The following is a 15,914-nucleotide window of genomic DNA, read 5'->3' on the forward strand; positions in this document are numbered from 1 at the left end:
AAGGATAAGAGAGGTGGGTGTGGGTCCGGTAATGTTGGATGTCGAAGGTTTTGAACTGGATGCGGAAGAGCGTGAGATTCTGGCGCATCCTTTGGTTGGCGGGCTGATCTTGTTTACCCGCAACTATCACGATCCGGCGCAGCTGCGCGAGTTGGTTCGCCAGATCCGCGAGGCTTCGCGCAACCATCTGGTGGTGGCGGTAGACCAGGAAGGCGGGCGCGTGCAGCGTTTCCGTGAGGGTTTTACCCGTCTTCCCGCAGCGCAGTCCTTCGCTGCGCTGCTCGGCATGGAGGAGGGCGGTAAGCTGGCCGCAGAGGCCGGCTGGCTGATGGCCAGCGAAATGATCGCCATGGATATTGATATCAGCTTTGCGCCGGTGCTGGACGTTGGGCATATCAGCGCCGCTATTGGCGAGCGTTCTTATCACGACGATCCTGACAAAGCCCTGGCGATAGCTCGTCATTTTATTGACGGCATGCACGCTGCGGGCATGAAAACCACCGGTAAGCACTTTCCGGGACACGGAGCGGTGACGGCCGATTCCCATAAAGAGACGCCGCGCGATCCGCGCGCGGAAGCGGAAATTCGCGCCAGAGATATGTCCATCTTCCGTACGCTGATCGGCGAGCAGCGGCTGGACGCCATTATGCCCGCCCACGTTATCTACAGCGACGTCGACCCGCGCCCGGCCAGCGGCTCCGCGCATTGGCTAAAAACGGTCCTGCGCGGCGAGCTGGGCTTCGATGGGGTCATCTTCTCTGACGATCTCTCGATGGAAGGGGCGGCGATTATGGGCAGCTACGCCGAGCGCGGCCAGGCATCGCTGGATGCGGGTTGCGATATGATCCTCGTCTGCAATAATCGTAAGGGTGCGGTCAGCGTGCTGGATAACCTGTCGCCGATCAAAGCAGAGCGTGTTACGAAATTGTATCATAAAGGTTCCTTTAGCCGTCAGGCGTTAAGGGATTCCGCCCGCTGGAAGACGATCAGCGCGCAGCTTGAGCAGCTTCACGCGCGCTGGCAAGAGGCGAAATCCGCGTAATAAACCTGAAAGGCGTTGTTGTCTGGTGAGGATGCGATGATTATCTATTTACATGGTTTTGACTCAAACAGCCCCGGTAACCATGAGAAGGTGCTTCAGCTTCAGTTTATTGACCCCGATGTTCGGTTGATTAGCTACAGCACGCGGCATCCCAAACATGATATGCAGCACTTATTAAAAGAGGTCGATAAGATGCTGCAGCTGAGCGCCGACGATCGGCCGCTGATTTGCGGCGTGGGTCTCGGCGGTTTCTGGGCGGAGCGAATTGGCTTTCTTTGCGATATCCGCCAGGCCATTTTTAATCCAAACCTGTTTCCCAATGAAAACATGGAAGGGAGGATTGATCGGCCGGAAGAGTATGCGGATATCGCTACCAAGTGCGTTAACAATTTCCGCGAAAAAAACCGCGACCGTTGCCTGGTGGTGCTGTCACGCCAGGACGAAGCGCTGAATAGCCAGCGTTCGGCGGAGCTGCTGCACCATTACTATGAGATAATCTGGGATGAAGAGCAGACCCACAAATTTAAAAACATCTCCCCGCATCTGCAGCGAATAAAGGCCTTTAAAACCCTCGGCTGATCTCCTCCCGGCCCGCGATGTGCCAACATCGCGGGCTTTTTTTATCGATTTTGCGATTTCACGCTCAAAAAATATGCAGTAAAACTTGATGCATATCAATTTTGGTATGACCAATGCACCGTTCATGTTATTCTCGATCCCGCTGAATGGTTTCACTGCCGTAACCTGTTGTTAATTAAAGGTTATATGTATAACTTTTAATTAACAATTGGTTAATAATTTTAGGGGGTCGCGTGACTACACCATTGAAAAAAATAGTGATTGTGGGTGGTGGTGCCGGTGGGCTGGAGCTGGCTACCCAGTTGGGGAAAAAGCTGGGCCGTAATAAAAAGGCCAAAATTACGCTGGTCGATCGTAACCACAGCCACCTGTGGAAACCGCTGCTGCATGAAGTGGCGACCGGTTCACTTGATGAAGGTGTAGACGCGCTGAGCTACCTTGCTCACGCCCGTAACCACGACTTCCAGTTCCAGCTGGGGTCGGTGGTGGATATTAACCGCGAAACCAAAACGATCACCCTTGCCGAGCTGCATAACGAGAAGGGCGAGCTGCTGGTGCCCGAGCGTAAGCTGCCTTACGACACGCTGGTGATGGCGCTGGGAAGTACCTCGAACGACTTCAACACGCCAGGCGTGAAAGAGAACTGCATTTTCCTCGACAATCCGCATCAGGCGCGTCGTTTCCACCAGGAAATGCTGGACCTGTTCCTCAAGTATTCGGCGAATCTCGGGGCGAACGGCAAGGTGAATATCGCTATCGTTGGCGGTGGCGCGACCGGTGTCGAGCTGTCGGCCGAACTGCATAACGCGGTGAAGCAGCTGCACAGCTACGGCTATAAAGGGCTGACCAATGAAGCCCTGAACGTCACGTTGGTTGAAGCCGGTGAGCGCATTCTGCCCGCGCTGCCGCCGCGCATTTCCGGCGCCGCGCACAGCGAGCTGACCAAGCTTGGCGTTCGCGTACTGACCAAAACCATGGTCACCAGCGCCGATGCTAACGGCCTGCATACGAAAGAAGGCGAATTTATCCACGCTGACCTGATGGTCTGGGCGGCGGGGATTAAAGCGCCGGACTTTATGAAAGAGATTGGCGGTCTGGAAACCAACCGTATCAACCAGCTGGTGGTTGAGCCGACCCTGCAAACGACTCGCGACGCGGATATCTACGCTATCGGCGACTGCGCGTCCTGCGCCCGCCCGGAAGGCGGTTTTGTCCCGCCGCGCGCTCAGGCCGCGCACCAGATGGCGACCTGCGCTCTGTACAATATTGTGGCGCAGATGAAAGGTAAACCGCTGAAAGCTTATACCTATAAAGATCACGGCTCGCTGGTGTCGCTCTCTAACTATTCCACCGTTGGCAGCCTGATGGGCAACCTGATGCGCGGTTCAATGATGATCGAAGGGCGTATTGCGCGTTTCGTCTATATCTCTCTGTATCGCATGCACCAGATTGCGCTGCACGGTTACTTTAAAACCGGCCTGATGATGCTGGTTGGACGTATCAACCGCATTATTCGTCCGCGCCTGAAGCTGCATTAATGTCTATGGGCGGTAAAGCCAGAAGGTTTTGACCGCCCGTTTTCCTGTCGAATGATGAGAACAATTGACAGAATATCCTCCTGCCCTTCCCGGAAAACCCTCTCAGATTCCTCCGAATCCCATTGATTTGCCGTACGTTCACGCACTTTTCATCCGCTTTCTTATTTGCAAGCCTGATGGCTGGGTTGCAAAATTACAGGCAATAGCAACGAAGGAGGAAGTCCCGTGAATAAATCAATGTTGGCGGGTATAGGAATTGGCGTGGCTGCCGCGCTGGGCGTCGCAGCCGTTGCCGGTCTTAACGTGTTAGACCGCGGCCCGCAGTATGCCCAGGTAGTGTCCAGTACGCCGATAAAAGAGAGCGTCAAAACCCCGCGTCAGGAGTGTCGTAACGTCACCGTAACCCATCGTCGACCGGTGCAGGATGAAAACCGCATCGCCGGTTCCGTCTTAGGCGCGGTGGCCGGTGGGGTTATTGGTCATCAGTTCGGCGGCGGACGCGGCCGCGACGTTGCCACCGTCGTGGGCGCGCTGGGCGGCGGCTATGCCGGTAACCAGATTCAGGGCTCTATGCAGGAAGGGGATACCTACACCACGACGCAGCAGCGCTGTAAAACGGTGTACGACAAATCAGAGAAAATGCTCGGCTATGACGTCACTTACAAAATCGGCGATCAGCAGGGCAAAATCCGTATGGATCGCGACCCCGGTACGCAAATCCCGCTGGACAGCAATGGCCAGCTGATTCTGACTAACAAAGCCTAAAAAAGATGTTTATCTTTATTAGCCCCTCAGGCTCTCTGGCCGAGGGGCTTTTTTTATCAGAAGCTCAGAGCGTAGTTCAGGCCGAAGGTACGGCCGCGACCTTTGTACTCGTATAGAGAACTGCTGCCGTAGGTCGGGCTGTAAAGCAGCGGCGCGCGCTGGCCCCATACGGTGACGTAATCTTCATTGAGCAGGTTCTCGATGCTGAAGGTCAGCTTGCCGACAGGGAGCGCGTAGCTGCCGATAAAGTCGACGGTATTGTAGCCATCGAGCTTATTGCCGCTGGCATCGCTTATATCAAACACCTGCTGGCTCTGCACCCGCAGCGACCACGGTTCCGGCGCCCAGCCAACCCAGGCGGTGGCCTTTGACGGCGAGGCGAGAGTGACGTCCCACTTCTGCCAGCTGCCATCGCTCTTCACCTGTGATTTCAAAACGTTAAAGTTAGCCCCGGCGCTCCAGTCGCTGTTCGGGAAGTAGTAATCCACCGCGCCCTCTACGCCATAAATACGGCGCTTATCGGACTGCACATCGATGGTCATATCGGTACGGTTAACGACGATGGTTTTATCGGAGGTCGAGTAGTAAGCCGCCAGCTGGGTACGCAAATTATCGCCGGTGTAGCGCCAGCCCAGTTCGTAGGAGTTAACTTTAATCCCCTGCAGCGGCGAATCGCCAACGTTGACGCTTGAGAGAAGCGGAAGATGGCCGTTGACCGCCGCGCCGTATTTACCGATGCCGTAGTATTTGCCCGGATCCGGCAGCTCAACGCCCTGGGAGAAGTTAAACCAGGTCTGCTGACGGTCGGTGAGATGCGCCACAATCCCGGCATTAAACAGGAAGTTATCGTAATCGGTTTTTCCGCCCGGAATGGCATCCGCCGAGCTAACCTTGCCGCTGGCGACATCCTGCTGCTGGGCATAGCCGACAAAATCATCGACCCGGTTTTCCGTCCACTGATAACGCACGCCGCCGCTGATAGTGAAGATATCGTTCAGGTCATAGCTGGACTGCAGGAACGGCGCCAGGTTGGTGATGCTGTAGCCCGGGTAACGGCCGGTGGTGAAGATGGCCTGATTGTTCAGGCCGCCGGAAGACATCGACTGGCCCAAATCGAAGAACATCTGATTGGCGTTGAAGGTTTCATGGTCGGCGTCGATTCCCCAGGTCAGGTCCCAGCCGTCCAGCGGCTGGCTATTCAGGGTGATTTTCGCGCCGTACTGATCGGTATCCTGCTTTGAAGACGAGAAGCTGCTGACCTGGCCTTTGCTGAGCGTCGGGAAAGGATAAAAGGTCAGGGATTCATCGCGATAATAGACCTGACTGACCAGGTTCTGCCCGAGGAAATCGGCATCGGAGTACTGCAGGCTAATCAGGTGGCGTTCGGTGCCGGGGACGCGGTCGGAGTTCAGACCGTCGGTGGTAAAAGCTTTGCCGTCGCCGGTCACCGCCGACATATTTTTCCCCAGGTACAGGCCGTAATCGTCGCCCTGGCTTTTATAGTACTGCGTCACCAGCTGCAGCTGGCGGTTCTCGTCAATCTCAATGGTTCCCGTTCCCATCACATCCAGACGATCGGAATGCTGAAGCCCGGTTTGGGTATTATCCAGGAGCAGCGCATCGTGGTTACCGTCATACCAGCCGCCAAAACGCTGATAAGCGACCGATAAACGACCGGATGCGTGGTCTGTGCCGCCGCTTACCGCGGCCGCCACGCGTTCATCATGGTCGTTGCTGTTGGCAAAACCGGATTTACCCCCCAGCTCCAGATCGACCTGGCGCTCCTGTTGGCCCTTTTTGGTGACGATATTAATCAGGCCGCCGGTACTGCCGCCGCCGTACAGGGATGTTGCGCCGGAGATCACCTCGATGTGTTCAATGTTAAACGGATCGATAGAGTCTAACTGGCGGCTGTCGGTACGGGAGGAGTTAAGGCGAACGCCGTCGATCAGGACGACGATCGCGCGGCCGCGCATATTCATGCCGTAGTTGGTGCGTCCCTGGCTGCTGACGTCGATGCCGGGGATCAGCTGCGCCAGCACGTCTTTGAATTCTTTACCGCCCTGAACCTGCTGTTCAATTTCCTGGCCTTCAATAACCCAGGTGGTCTGGGCCATTTCTGCGACGGTACGGTGCGTTCGGTTAGCGCTGACGATCATGTTGTCATCAGCCGCCCAGGCGGGCAGGGCGGTTGCCAGCAGCAGTGGGTTTAGTACCCAGAGACGCTTGTTCATGCTCATTCCTTTTATGAGTTTATACCCGTCATTCTTCAAGTCGCAGGCGCGTTACTCGGCCCGCGGCCTCGCCCCTACGGGGCCAGCGCTAGCGCAGTTCAAGGCACACGTGCCTTGTCCTGCAACTCGAATTATTAAGGGCTTACGATATCGTTGTTTTAGTTTTCCGATACGGGCGTACCGGTTGTTACACGGTGAAATAAACAGAAATGTTTAAAGCTGAATTTTGCCCGTATTGATTATTGTTATCAATATCATTCTCGTGAAATGCACAAAATAAATCACTGAAAACATGACGTTATGTAGGGATTAAGGGGGAGGGAACCGGTGGGAGTCCACCGGTGAGCGAGGCCTTAGCGCTGAAGAACCTGGGGCCACAGGCGCAGCGTGGTCTCGGCGATTTGCATGATTTTAGTGAAATCGGCGCCTTCGCGCGCGCCGATCGACATGCCTTGTAATATGCAGTTAAGGAACTGGGCCAACTGACGCACATCGCCCTCTGCCGGGAGTTCGCCGCGCAGCTGACGCTGCTGCAGAAACTGCGTAAGGGTCTGTTCCTGCATCGCGTGCCGCGACTTAACGGTATTGGCGATGTCGGTTGACGCCGCCGCCAGCGCCGCGGAGGTATTGATCATAAAACAGCCTGCCGGCGTCTCTTTACTGGTGAAGCAGGTCGCGACGGCGGTGAAATAATCGCGTAACGCCCGATCGACGCTTTTTTCCTCGTCAAAAAGCAGCGCTTCGTGTTTGGCGGCAAAGCGGGAGATATAGCGATCCAGCACCGCGCGAAACAACCCCTCTTTATTCACAAATTCCGCGTAGAGCGTAGGCGCTTTGGCGCCCGTCGCTTCCACTAAATCGGCGAGTGAGGTGGCTTCATAGCCGTGCTGCCAGAAGAGTGTCATGGCCTTATCCAGCGCCGCTTCCCTGTCGAACACTTTAGGTCGGCCACGGCTTTTTTTCGTGCAACTTTGAACGTCAGTTGTCATGGTGCCGCTGTACCTATGTTGGTTTGTTGAAAGGCCATTATAAAAATAAACCTTACGTGCTGCCAGCGATGTCGGTCTAAAAATAAATAATTCATATATATATGAATTTTATGCTGTTTATAAATAGTTAAACGGTCGTTATAAAAATCGGTTGACGTGTGATGTGGATCACACTATCATTTCCCTATCGATCGTTAATTAAATGCGTTCGCCCCTACAATAACATTCATCTGCACAGGTATAACAATCATGAAAAACGTTAAAACGCTTGCCATCGCCGCGGTTCTTAGCTCACTCTCATTCGCCAGCTTTGCCGCTGTCGAAGTCCAGTCAACGCCGGCGGGTCAGCATAAAATCGGTACCGTTTCCGCCTCAGCCGGGACCAACCTCGGTTCGCTGGAAGATCAGCTGGCGCAAAAGGCGGAAGAGATGGGCGCAACCTCTTACCGTATTACGTCAGTCACAGGTCCTAACACCCTTCACGGGACTGCGGTTATTTACAAATAATTGTCACGCTACTCCTGTTATGCCACTGACCACGCGCGGATCTGACCCCCTTCAGCAGTCCGCGTGAAGTAAGAAAGCGTTGTCTCTGACGCGAAGCGGCGCCCACCCCTTATCTGGCGCCGCAACCCGCAAAAAAGCAGTACCCTGTTTGATTATTGCCATAAAAAAACCGCCCCAGTGAACTGTAGGCGGTTTTTTTTCGTCAACGATTCAGGAAACTATAGCGACTGCTCCGTGACGCGATGGTGGCGGGTGACATCAATTGGCATACCCGAACGCAGCGTCATTGCGCGTTCCATTACCTCGGTATCGGTCAGCTGCGCCTGTTTGAACGCTTGCATGATGTCATTGAGGACGATCGGTAGCGTCTGCGGATCGTCATCGATATGCTTCGACAGCGGCTGATGCACCTCCACCAGGCGGGCGCCGTTCGGCTCAACGGAAACCTTGATTGGCGTATTGATAATCGTCACCTTCGTTCCCGGGGTTATTTCGTTGTACAACGCTTTGATGTCGTCATCGCGCAGGCGAATACAGCCGGAGCTGACGCGCATGCCGATGCCGAAATCGGCATTAGTACCGTGCAGCAGGTACACGCCGCCGTACGCCGCCAGGCGAATGGCGTGGTGCCCCATCGGGTTATCCGGGCCGGCGGGCATCACGGCGGGCAGATCGATGCCCATGGCTTTATAGCGGGCGCGAATATTGGCCGTTGGCGTCCAGGTCGGGTTGGCGCGTTTGTCGGAGACGGTGGTGACCATTGTCGGCGTGATGGTATCACCGCCGAGCTGACCGATGCCGATAGGATACACGGTCACTTCACTTCTTCCTGGCGGATAGTAATAGAGGCGAAGTTCGGCGAGGTTAAGGACTAACCCTTCTCGCGGCGCGTCAGGCAGCAGAGTTTGCAGGGGAATCGTCAGCACGCTACCGGCTCGCGGAACATAAGGGTCCACGCCGGGGTTCGCCTGGAGCAGGGCCAGAAAACCGACGTTATACTTTTTAGCGATCGCTTCGAGCGAGCCGCCGTTATTCTCGACCACGTGGAACTGGTTTTGCCCGACCAGACGGCTGCCTGGCGGCGGCAGGGGCCAGGTATTGGCGCGAGCGGGCAGCGCCAGCGCGGTGGCGATAGCTATCATCCCCAGCCAGAGAGAAATTCGCGAAAAGCTTTTCATCACTCTAATTTCCATAATAAGTAAGTGGTTATTTTTATACGAAAAGTCCCTGAGATTATGGTGAAACGAGTGTCTGGAAGTTCAGAGGGATTGCAAAATGTTTGTAAATTTTGCCGCACAGGCGGGGAGGGGCGGGATACGGCGCGCGGACCGTATCCCGAATGCTATCAGGCGGTAGCGTTCTCTTCCAGCTGGCGCATAAACTGGCGCACCCACTCCATCCGCGTTTTACGCTCGGCGAGATCCTGCATAAACTTCAGACGCGTCGGGCCGTCCAGGCGATAGTGCTGGGGCTGCTTCTGCAACAGACTAATCAGCCACACCGGGTTAACGTTATTCTTCTCGTTAAACTCAATGGTGCCGCCTTTTTCGTTGCTCTCCAGCTTACGGATCCCCAGCTTCTGCGCCTGCTGGCGCAGTCGGGCGATGTCGAGCAGGTTTCTTGCCGGATCCGGCAGCAGGCCAAAGCGATCGATAAGCTCGACTTTGATCTCCTCCAGCTCATTCTCGTTCTTCGCGCTGGCAACGCGTTTGTAGAACGACAGGCGCGTATTGACGTCGGGGATGAAGTCGTCCGGCAGCAGCGACGGCATCCGTAGCTCAACTTCGGTCTGCTGGCTGGTGAGAGCCTCCAGCGAGGGCTCGCGTCCGGCTTTTAGCGCGTCAACGGCATTTTCCAGCAGCTCCATGTAGAGAGAGAAGCCGATGGTTTCCATGGAGCCGCTCTGATCTTCGCCCAGCAGTTCACCCGCGCCGCGAATTTCGAGGTCGTGGGTGGCCAGCGCGAATCCGGCGCCGAGATCTTCCAGCGACGCGATAGCCTCAAGGCGTTTTTGCGCATCGGTGGTCATCGCTTTTGGATGCGGCGTCAACAGCCATGCGTAGGCCTGATGATGCGAACGCCCGACGCGGCCGCGCAGCTGGTGCAGCTGAGCCAGCCCGAAGTGATCGGCGCGCTCGATAATAATGGTGTTCGCCGTCGGAATGTCGATCCCGGTCTCGATAATGGTGGTACATACCAGCACGTTAAAACGCTGGTGGTGGAAATCGTTCATCACCCGTTCGAGTTCGCGTTCGCGCATCTGCCCGTGGCCAATGGCGATACGCGCTTCCGGCACCAGCTCCGCGAGTCTTTCCGCCGCTTTTTGAATATTCTCGACGTCATTATAGAGATAGTAGACCTGGCCGCCGCGCAGCACCTCACGCAGGATCGCCTCGCGTACCACCAGCGCGTCATATTCGCGAACGAAGGTTTTGACCGCCAGACGCCGTGCGGGGGGCGTGGCGATGATCGAGAGGTCGCGCATACCGCTCATTGCCATATTCAGCGTTCGCGGAATCGGCGTCGCGGTCAGGGTCAGGATATCGACGTCGGCGCGCATTGCCTTAATGCGCTCTTTGTGGCGTACGCCAAAGCGGTGCTCTTCATCGACAATCAGCAGGCCGAGATCGCGCAGCTTAACGTCCGGCTGCAGCAGCTTATGGGTGCCGATAAGAATATCGATTTTCCCCTCCGCGACCTGCTCAAGGATCTGCGCCTGCTCTTTAGCGCTCCGAAAGCGCGAGAGCATCTCAATGCGCACCGGCCAGTTGGCGAAGCGATCGCGGAAGTTATCGAAGTGCTGCTGGGCGAGGAGGGTGGTAGGCACCAGCACCGCCACCTGCTTATGGTTTTCCACCGCCAGAAACGCGGCGCGCATCGCCACTTCCGTCTTGCCGAAGCCAACGTCGCCGCACACCAGGCGGTCCATCGCCAGCGGCTGGCACATATCGCTCAGTACGGCGTTGATGGCCTGCGCCTGATCGGGCGTGGTTTCGAACGGGAAGCCGTCGCAGAACAGCTGATACTGCTCTTTATCATGTTTAAATGCGTAGCCCGCTTTCGCCGCGCGCTGGGCGTAGATATCCAGCAGCTCGGCGGCCACGTCGCGCACCTTTTCGGCGGCTTTTTGCCGCGCTCGCGCCCACGCATCGCCGCCCAGCTTGTGCAGCGGCGCATTCTCTTCCGCGCCGCCGGCGTAGCGGCTAATCAGATGCAGCGACGATACCGGCACGTACAGTTTGGCGTCGTTCGCGTAGGTCAGCATCAGGTATTCGCCGTTAATCCCGCCCGCCTCAAGCGTGGTCATGCCGGCGTAGCGCCCAACCCCATGCTCAAGATGCACCACCGGTTGGCCGATATGCAGCTCCGCCAGGTTACGGATTAAGGTGTCCGGATTGATGGTGCGGCGTGAATCCTGACGACGGCGGGCGACGCGCTCCCCCAGCAGATCGCTTTCGCAAATCAGCGCCAGATTCCGCTGGCTATCGATAAAGCCATGCTCTGCCGCGCCAATCATCAGATAGCGGCCGTTAGCCGTCGCCTCTTCAAGACGCAGGATATGCTTTGGCGCGATTTTAATGCGCGCCAGCATTTCGCCGAGCGCCTCGCGACGCCCCTCGCTCTCGACCGAGAAAATCACCGGCCCGCTGAAGGACTCGAGGAAGCGACGCAGATTATCCAGCGGCGCTTTGTTCTGCGCCTGGATCGCCAGCTCGGGTAGTTTCTGGTAGCCGAGGTTGGTATTGGCGGCTTTTTCCGCCAGACGCTCGGTTTTGAGCTGCACGCGCGGCCATTTTTTCAGCTCGCTAAACAGTTCATCACTGCGTAGCCACAGCTGCTCCGGCGGCAAAAGCGGGCGCATCGGATCGACGCCGCGGTTTTCAAAGCGGGCGCGCGTTTCGTTCTGGAAACGTTCGGCGCTGGCTTCCAGATCGCCGGTGTTAACGATCAGCGTTTTCGCCGGGAAATAGCTGAACAGCGGCGGCAGCGGCTCGTTAAAGAACAGCGGCTGCCAGTATTCGATCCCCGCAGGCAGCGTGCCTTTACTGACCTGCTGATAAATATGCTCGGCGTCGCGTTTGACCTCAAAGCGGTCGCGCCACTGGCTGCGGAACAGCTCGATGGCGGCCTGATCCGTCGGGAATTCGTGCGCCGGAAGCAGGTTGATGCTGGCGACTTCCTCCAGCGTACGCTGGCTGTCGACGTCGAACAGACGCAGGCTATCTATCTCATCATCAAAAAAATCGAGACGATAGGGCTGCTCGCTGCCCATAGGGAACAGGTCAAGCAATGCGCCGCGGGTGGCGTACTCGCCGTGCTCCATCACCTGGTCGACGTGACGATAGCCGGCGCTATCCAGCTGGGCGCGCAGCGCATCCCGCGACAGCCGCTGGCCTTTTTTCATCACCAGCGCGTGGCCGTGGAGGAAATTATGCGGACAGACGCGCTGCATCAGGGTGCTGACCGGAATGATTAATACGCCGCGTTCCATCGTCGGGAGCTGGTATAAGGTAGCGAGACGCGAAGAGATAATGTCCTGGTGCGGGGAGAAGCTATCGTAGGGGAGCGTTTCCCAGTCCGCGAGGCCCGCCACCATGCTATCGGTAAACTGCCTGATTTCATCGTTCAGACGCAGGGCGTTTTGCATATCGGGGGCAATCAGTACCACCGGGCCGCCGTGGCGCTCGGCCATTTCCGCCACCAGAGTGGCGCAGGCCGCGCCGGTAAGTTCGCCAAGCTGGCGCTGATCGCCGGCTTTAACCGGCAGAGAGTATCGGTATTGTTCAGGCATAGACGGTATCATGATCTCTTGGGTATTCGCTCTGCCGATATGGAGGGCAACTCGCTGATATTCAATAGTGAGATTATCCGCGATTGACCCGGATTCGCCAACCCGTATCGCAAAGGTCATGTTTTGGCCAGAAATGTAACGAACTCCGATAAGCGTAAAGTTAAATAACGACTTGCTCATCTATCTTGTTGTTTATATTGAATTTTTGTTATTATTGCCAATAAAATCTACAGGTATCAGTCATTTACGCTGCTCATAATCGCTTATATACTCGGGCATCGGCTATCAGCAATCAGATGGATGACATGTATCAACCTGCCGCACTCTTTATCGGCCTTCGCTATATGCGTGGGCGCGCAGCCGACCGCTTCGGTCGTTTCGTCTCCTGGCTCTCGACCATTGGCATTACGCTTGGCGTCATGGCGCTGGTTACCGTTCTGTCGGTGATGAACGGCTTTGAGCGCGAGCTGCAAAATAACATCCTGGGGCTGATGCCGCAGGCCATCCTTAGCGCCAAGCAGGGGTCCATAAACCCGCAACAGCTGCCGGAAAGCGCGGCCAGATTACAGGGCGTCACCCGCGTGGCGCCGCTGACCACCGGCGATGTGGTGCTGCAAAGCGCCCGCAGCGTGGCGGTTGGCGTAATGCTCGGCATCGACCCGGCGCAAAAAGATCCCCTGACGCCTTACCTGGTTAACGTCAAGCAGAGCGATCTGCAGGCCGGAAAGTATAACGTCATCCTGGGCGAGCAGCTGGCAGGGCAGTTGGGCGTCAATCGCGGCGACCAGATCCGCGTGATGGTGCCCTCCGCCAGCCAGTTCACCCCGATGGGGCGGGTTCCCAGCCAGCGTCTGTTTAACGTGATCGGCACCTTTGCCGCCAACAGCGAAGTCGATGGCTATCAGATGTTGACCAACATCGACGACGCTTCGCGCCTGATGCGCTATCCGCAGGGGAATATTACCGGCTGGCGGCTGTGGCTGAATCAGCCTTTACAGGTGGATACCCTCAGCCAGCAGACGCTACCGGAAGGGACCAAATGGCAGGACTGGCGCGAACGTAAAGGCGAGCTGTTCCAGGCCGTGCGGATGGAAAAAAATATGATGGGCCTGCTGTTGAGCCTGATCGTCGCCGTCGCCGCTTTTAACATCATTACCTCGCTAGGCATGATGGTCATGGAAAAGCAGGGCGAGGTGGCGATCCTCCAGACTCTCGGCCTGACGCCGCGGCAGATCATGCTGGTCTTTATGGTCCAGGGCGCGAGCGCCGGGATCGTCGGCGCGCTGCTTGGCGCCGGACTGGGCGCGCTGCTTGCCAGCCAGCTGAATAATTTGATGCCGATTATCGGCGCGTTCCTCGACGGCGCCGCGCTGCCGGTAGCCATTGAGCCGCTACAGGTGATCGTGATTGCCCTGGTGGCAATGGCGCTGGCATTACTCTCTACGTTGTATCCTTCATGGCGCGCTGCCGCCACTCAACCCGCTGAGGCTTTACGTTATGAATAAGATCCTGCTGCAATGCGACAACCTGTGCAAACGCTATCAGGAAGGCAGCGTGCAAACCGACGTGTTGCATGATGTCAGCTTCAGCATTGAAGAGGGCGAGATGATGGCGATTGTCGGCACCTCCGGTTCCGGCAAAAGTACGCTGCTGCATCTGCTTGGCGGGCTGGATACGCCGACCTCCGGCGACGTTATCTTTTCCGGTCAGTCGATGAGCCGACTCTCAGCCGCCGCGCGCGCCGATCTGCGCAACCGCGAGCTGGGCTTTATTTATCAGTTTCACCACCTGCTGCCGGATTTCACCGCGCTGGAAAACGTGGCGATGCCGCTGTTAATCGGTAAACAGAAGGCGGCGGATATTGAGCGTCAGGCGAAAGCGATGCTGCGCGCCGTCGGGCTTGAACACCGCAGCGACCACCGCCCGTCGGAGCTCTCCGGCGGCGAGCGTCAGCGCGTAGCGATTGCCCGCGCGCTGGTCAATAAACCGCGGCTGGTGCTGGCGGATGAACCTACCGGTAACCTTGATGCCCGCAACGCCGACAGCATTTTTCAGCTGCTTGGCGAACTGAACGTGGCGCAGCGCACCGCCTTTCTGGTGGTGACCCACGACCTGCAGCTGGCAAAAAGGATGAGCCGCCAGCTGGAGATGCGCGACGGGCGCCTGACCGCCGAACTCTCCCTGATGGGGGCTGAGTAATGGCTTCTCCGTTATCATTATTGATTGCCCTGCGCTTTAGCCGCGGACGGCGGCGCGGAGGGATGGTTTCGCTGATTTCAGTTATCTCGACCATCGGCATTGCGCTAGGCGTGGCGGTGCTGATCGTTGGCCTGAGCGCCATGAACGGCTTCGAGCGCGAGCTCAACAACCGCATTCTGGCGGTGGTGCCGCACGGTGAAATTGAGCCGGTGAATCAGCCGTGGAACAACTGGAACGAAGCGCTGGCGAAGGTTGAAAAGGTCAAAGGCATCGTTGCCGCGGCGCCTTACATTAACTTCACCGGGCTGGTGGAGAGCGGCAGCAACATGCGCGCTATCCAGGTAAAGGGCGTCGATCCGCAGCAGGAGAGCCGCCTCAGTTCGCTACCCAACTTTGTGCAGAACAACGCGTGGGCCAGCTTTAAAGCCGGAGAGCAGCAGGTGATCCTCGGTAAAGGCGTCGCCGATGCGCTGCACGTTAAGCAGGGCGACTGGGTGTCAATCATGATCCCCAACTCGGATGCCGACCACCAGCTGCTGCAGCCAAAGCGCGTCAGGCTCCACGTTACCGGTATTTTGCAGCTCAGCGGCCAGCTCGATCATAGTTTTGCCATGATCCCCATGCAGGATGCGCAGCAGTACCTTGAAATGGGCAGCAGCGTGACCGGTATCGCCATTAAAGTCACCGATGTGTTCCACGCGAACACCCTGGTGCGCGATGCCGGCGAAGTGACCAACAGCTACGTATACATTAAGAGTTGGATAGGCACCTATGGCTATATGTACCGCGACATCCAGATGATCCGCGCCATTATGTACCTCGCGATGGTGCTGGTGATCGGCGTGGCCTGCTTTAACATCGTCTCGACCCTGGTGATGGCGGTGAAGGATAAAAGCGGCGATATTGCGGTGCTGCGCACGCTTGGCGCAAAAGACGGGCTGATCCGCGCGATTTTCGTATGGTATGGTTTACTTGCCGGTTCGGTAGGGAGCCTGATTGGGGTGGCGATTGGCGTTATCTGCGCCTTCAAGCTGACCGCAATCATTAACGGTATTGAGAACCTGATCGGGCATAAATTCCTCTCCGGCGACATCTATTTTATTGACTTCCTGCCGTCTGAACTGCACTGGCTGGACGTCGTTTACGTGCTGGTGACGGCACTGTTGCTGAGTTTGCTGGCCAGCTGGTATCCCGCCCGCCGCGCCAGCCGCATTGACCCGGCGAGGGTGCTGAGTGGCCAGTAATTTATCGTCATGGTCGGCTTTGCTG

General features: G+C 56.9%; 13 protein-coding genes. 8 read left to right on the top strand and 5 right to left on the bottom strand.

What is annotated here, in order from left to right; all coding sequences use genetic code 11:
* The first annotated feature begins 31 nt into the window (after positions 1-31).
* The 4 genes from nagZ (at position 32) to KOSB73_RS13565 (ending at position 3,924) form a co-directional block, all read left to right on the top strand.
* The gene (gene nagZ / locus KOSB73_RS13550) at positions 32-1,042 is read left to right on the top strand and encodes a beta-N-acetylhexosaminidase (protein ID WP_155552354.1); all 1,011 of its coding nucleotides are present in this window, start codon (positions 32-34) and stop codon (positions 1,040-1,042) included.
* Positions 1,043-1,078: 36 nt separating this feature from the next.
* On the top strand, positions 1,079-1,621 hold the full coding sequence (gene ycfP, locus KOSB73_RS13555) for an alpha/beta hydrolase YcfP (protein ID WP_004132365.1): 543 nt from the start codon (positions 1,079-1,081) through the stop codon (positions 1,619-1,621).
* 233 nt (positions 1,622-1,854) lie between these two features.
* The gene (locus KOSB73_RS13560; RefSeq protein WP_024359539.1) at positions 1,855-3,159 is read left to right on the top strand and encodes an NAD(P)/FAD-dependent oxidoreductase; all 1,305 of its coding nucleotides are present in this window, start codon (positions 1,855-1,857) and stop codon (positions 3,157-3,159) included.
* A gap of 225 nt (positions 3,160-3,384) precedes the next feature.
* Positions 3,385-3,924 (top strand): glycine zipper 2TM domain-containing protein, encoded by a 540-nt coding sequence (locus KOSB73_RS13565; RefSeq protein WP_004131424.1) that lies wholly within the window; start codon positions 3,385-3,387, stop codon positions 3,922-3,924.
* 56 nt (positions 3,925-3,980) lie between these two features.
* Here KOSB73_RS13565 and KOSB73_RS13570 read toward each other — a convergent pair whose 3' ends face one another.
* The 3 genes from KOSB73_RS13570 to KOSB73_RS30845 form a co-directional block, all read right to left on the bottom strand.
* A complete protein-coding gene (locus tag KOSB73_RS13570; RefSeq protein ID WP_024359538.1) occupies positions 3,981-6,158 on the bottom strand; it encodes a TonB-dependent siderophore receptor in 2,178 nt (725 codons plus the stop codon).
* A gap of 353 nt (positions 6,159-6,511) precedes the next feature.
* The gene (locus tag KOSB73_RS13575; RefSeq protein WP_024359537.1) at positions 6,512-7,147 is read right to left on the bottom strand and encodes a TetR/AcrR family transcriptional regulator; all 636 of its coding nucleotides are present in this window, start codon (positions 7,145-7,147) and stop codon (positions 6,512-6,514) included.
* Positions 7,144-7,272, bottom strand: coding sequence for a hypothetical protein (locus KOSB73_RS30845; RefSeq protein WP_165775007.1), 129 nt, complete (start codon positions 7,270-7,272; stop codon positions 7,144-7,146). The genes KOSB73_RS13575 and KOSB73_RS30845 overlap by 4 nt, the downstream gene beginning before the upstream one ends.
* Positions 7,273-7,396: 124 nt before the next feature.
* Here KOSB73_RS30845 and bhsA point away from each other — a divergent pair, with 124 nt between their 5' ends.
* Positions 7,397-7,654 carry a multiple stress resistance protein BhsA gene (bhsA, locus tag KOSB73_RS13580; RefSeq protein ID WP_004131427.1) on the top strand — a complete coding sequence of 86 codons (258 nt, stop codon included), beginning with the start codon at positions 7,397-7,399 and terminating at the stop codon, positions 7,652-7,654.
* 218 nt (positions 7,655-7,872) lie between these two features.
* On the opposite strand, the gene ldtC is transcribed toward bhsA, so the two are convergent.
* Together ldtC and mfd are read right to left on the bottom strand one after the other, a co-directional pair.
* Positions 7,873-8,832 carry a L,D-transpeptidase LdtC gene (gene ldtC, locus KOSB73_RS13585; RefSeq protein ID WP_004138369.1) on the bottom strand — a complete coding sequence of 320 codons (960 nt, stop codon included), beginning with the start codon at positions 8,830-8,832 and terminating at the stop codon, positions 7,873-7,875.
* Positions 8,833-8,999: 167 nt separating this feature from the next.
* Positions 9,000-12,446 carry a transcription-repair coupling factor gene (mfd, locus tag KOSB73_RS13590; RefSeq protein ID WP_098140586.1) on the bottom strand — a complete coding sequence of 1,149 codons (3,447 nt, stop codon included), beginning with the start codon at positions 12,444-12,446 and terminating at the stop codon, positions 9,000-9,002.
* A gap of 305 nt (positions 12,447-12,751) precedes the next feature.
* Between mfd and lolC the strand changes: the two genes are divergently transcribed.
* Genes lolC through lolE form a run of 3 tightly spaced genes read left to right on the top strand, consistent with a single transcriptional unit; the run spans position 12,752 to position 15,889 of the window.
* Positions 12,752-13,951: a lipoprotein-releasing ABC transporter permease subunit LolC gene (gene lolC, locus KOSB73_RS13595; RefSeq protein WP_004131430.1), complete on the top strand. Its 1,200-nt coding sequence runs from the start codon at positions 12,752-12,754 to the stop codon at positions 13,949-13,951.
* A complete protein-coding gene (gene lolD / locus KOSB73_RS13600) occupies positions 13,944-14,645 on the top strand; it encodes a lipoprotein-releasing ABC transporter ATP-binding protein LolD (protein WP_004138368.1) in 702 nt (233 codons plus the stop codon). Before lolC ends, lolD begins: the two co-directional genes overlap by 8 nt.
* Entirely contained in the window at positions 14,645-15,889 is a 1,245-nt protein-coding gene (gene lolE, locus KOSB73_RS13605; RefSeq protein ID WP_024359532.1) for a lipoprotein-releasing ABC transporter permease subunit LolE, read from the top strand. Before lolD ends, lolE begins: the two co-directional genes overlap by 1 nt.
* The last annotated feature ends 25 nt before the right edge of the window (positions 15,890-15,914 follow it).

It is taken from the genome of Klebsiella grimontii (assembly GCF_900200035.1).
Lineage (GTDB): Bacteria > Pseudomonadota > Gammaproteobacteria > Enterobacterales > Enterobacteriaceae > Klebsiella > Klebsiella grimontii.

Excerpts from the sequence above, each read along its gene's own strand:
- KOSB73_RS13575 (WP_024359537.1), bottom strand. The coding sequence starts at position 7,147 with ATGACAACTGACGTTCAAAGTTGCACGAAAAAAAGCCGTGGCCGACCT.
- mfd (WP_098140586.1), bottom strand. The coding sequence starts at position 12,446 with ATGCCTGAACAATACCGATACTCTCTGCCGGTTAAAGCCGGCGATCAG.
- lolD (WP_004138368.1), top strand. The coding sequence starts at position 13,944 with ATGAATAAGATCCTGCTGCAATGCGACAACCTGTGCAAACGCTATCAG.
- lolE (WP_024359532.1), top strand. The coding sequence starts at position 14,645 with ATGGCTTCTCCGTTATCATTATTGATTGCCCTGCGCTTTAGCCGCGGA.
- lolC (WP_004131430.1), top strand. The coding sequence starts at position 12,752 with ATGTATCAACCTGCCGCACTCTTTATCGGCCTTCGCTATATGCGTGGG.
- nagZ (WP_155552354.1), top strand. The coding sequence starts at position 32 with ATGTTGGATGTCGAAGGTTTTGAACTGGATGCGGAAGAGCGTGAGATT.
- KOSB73_RS13570 (WP_024359538.1), bottom strand. The coding sequence starts at position 6,158 with ATGAACAAGCGTCTCTGGGTACTAAACCCACTGCTGCTGGCAACCGCC.
- ycfP (WP_004132365.1), top strand. The coding sequence starts at position 1,079 with ATGATTATCTATTTACATGGTTTTGACTCAAACAGCCCCGGTAACCAT.
- bhsA (WP_004131427.1), top strand. The coding sequence starts at position 7,397 with ATGAAAAACGTTAAAACGCTTGCCATCGCCGCGGTTCTTAGCTCACTC.
- ldtC (WP_004138369.1), bottom strand. The coding sequence starts at position 8,832 with ATGAAAAGCTTTTCGCGAATTTCTCTCTGGCTGGGGATGATAGCTATC.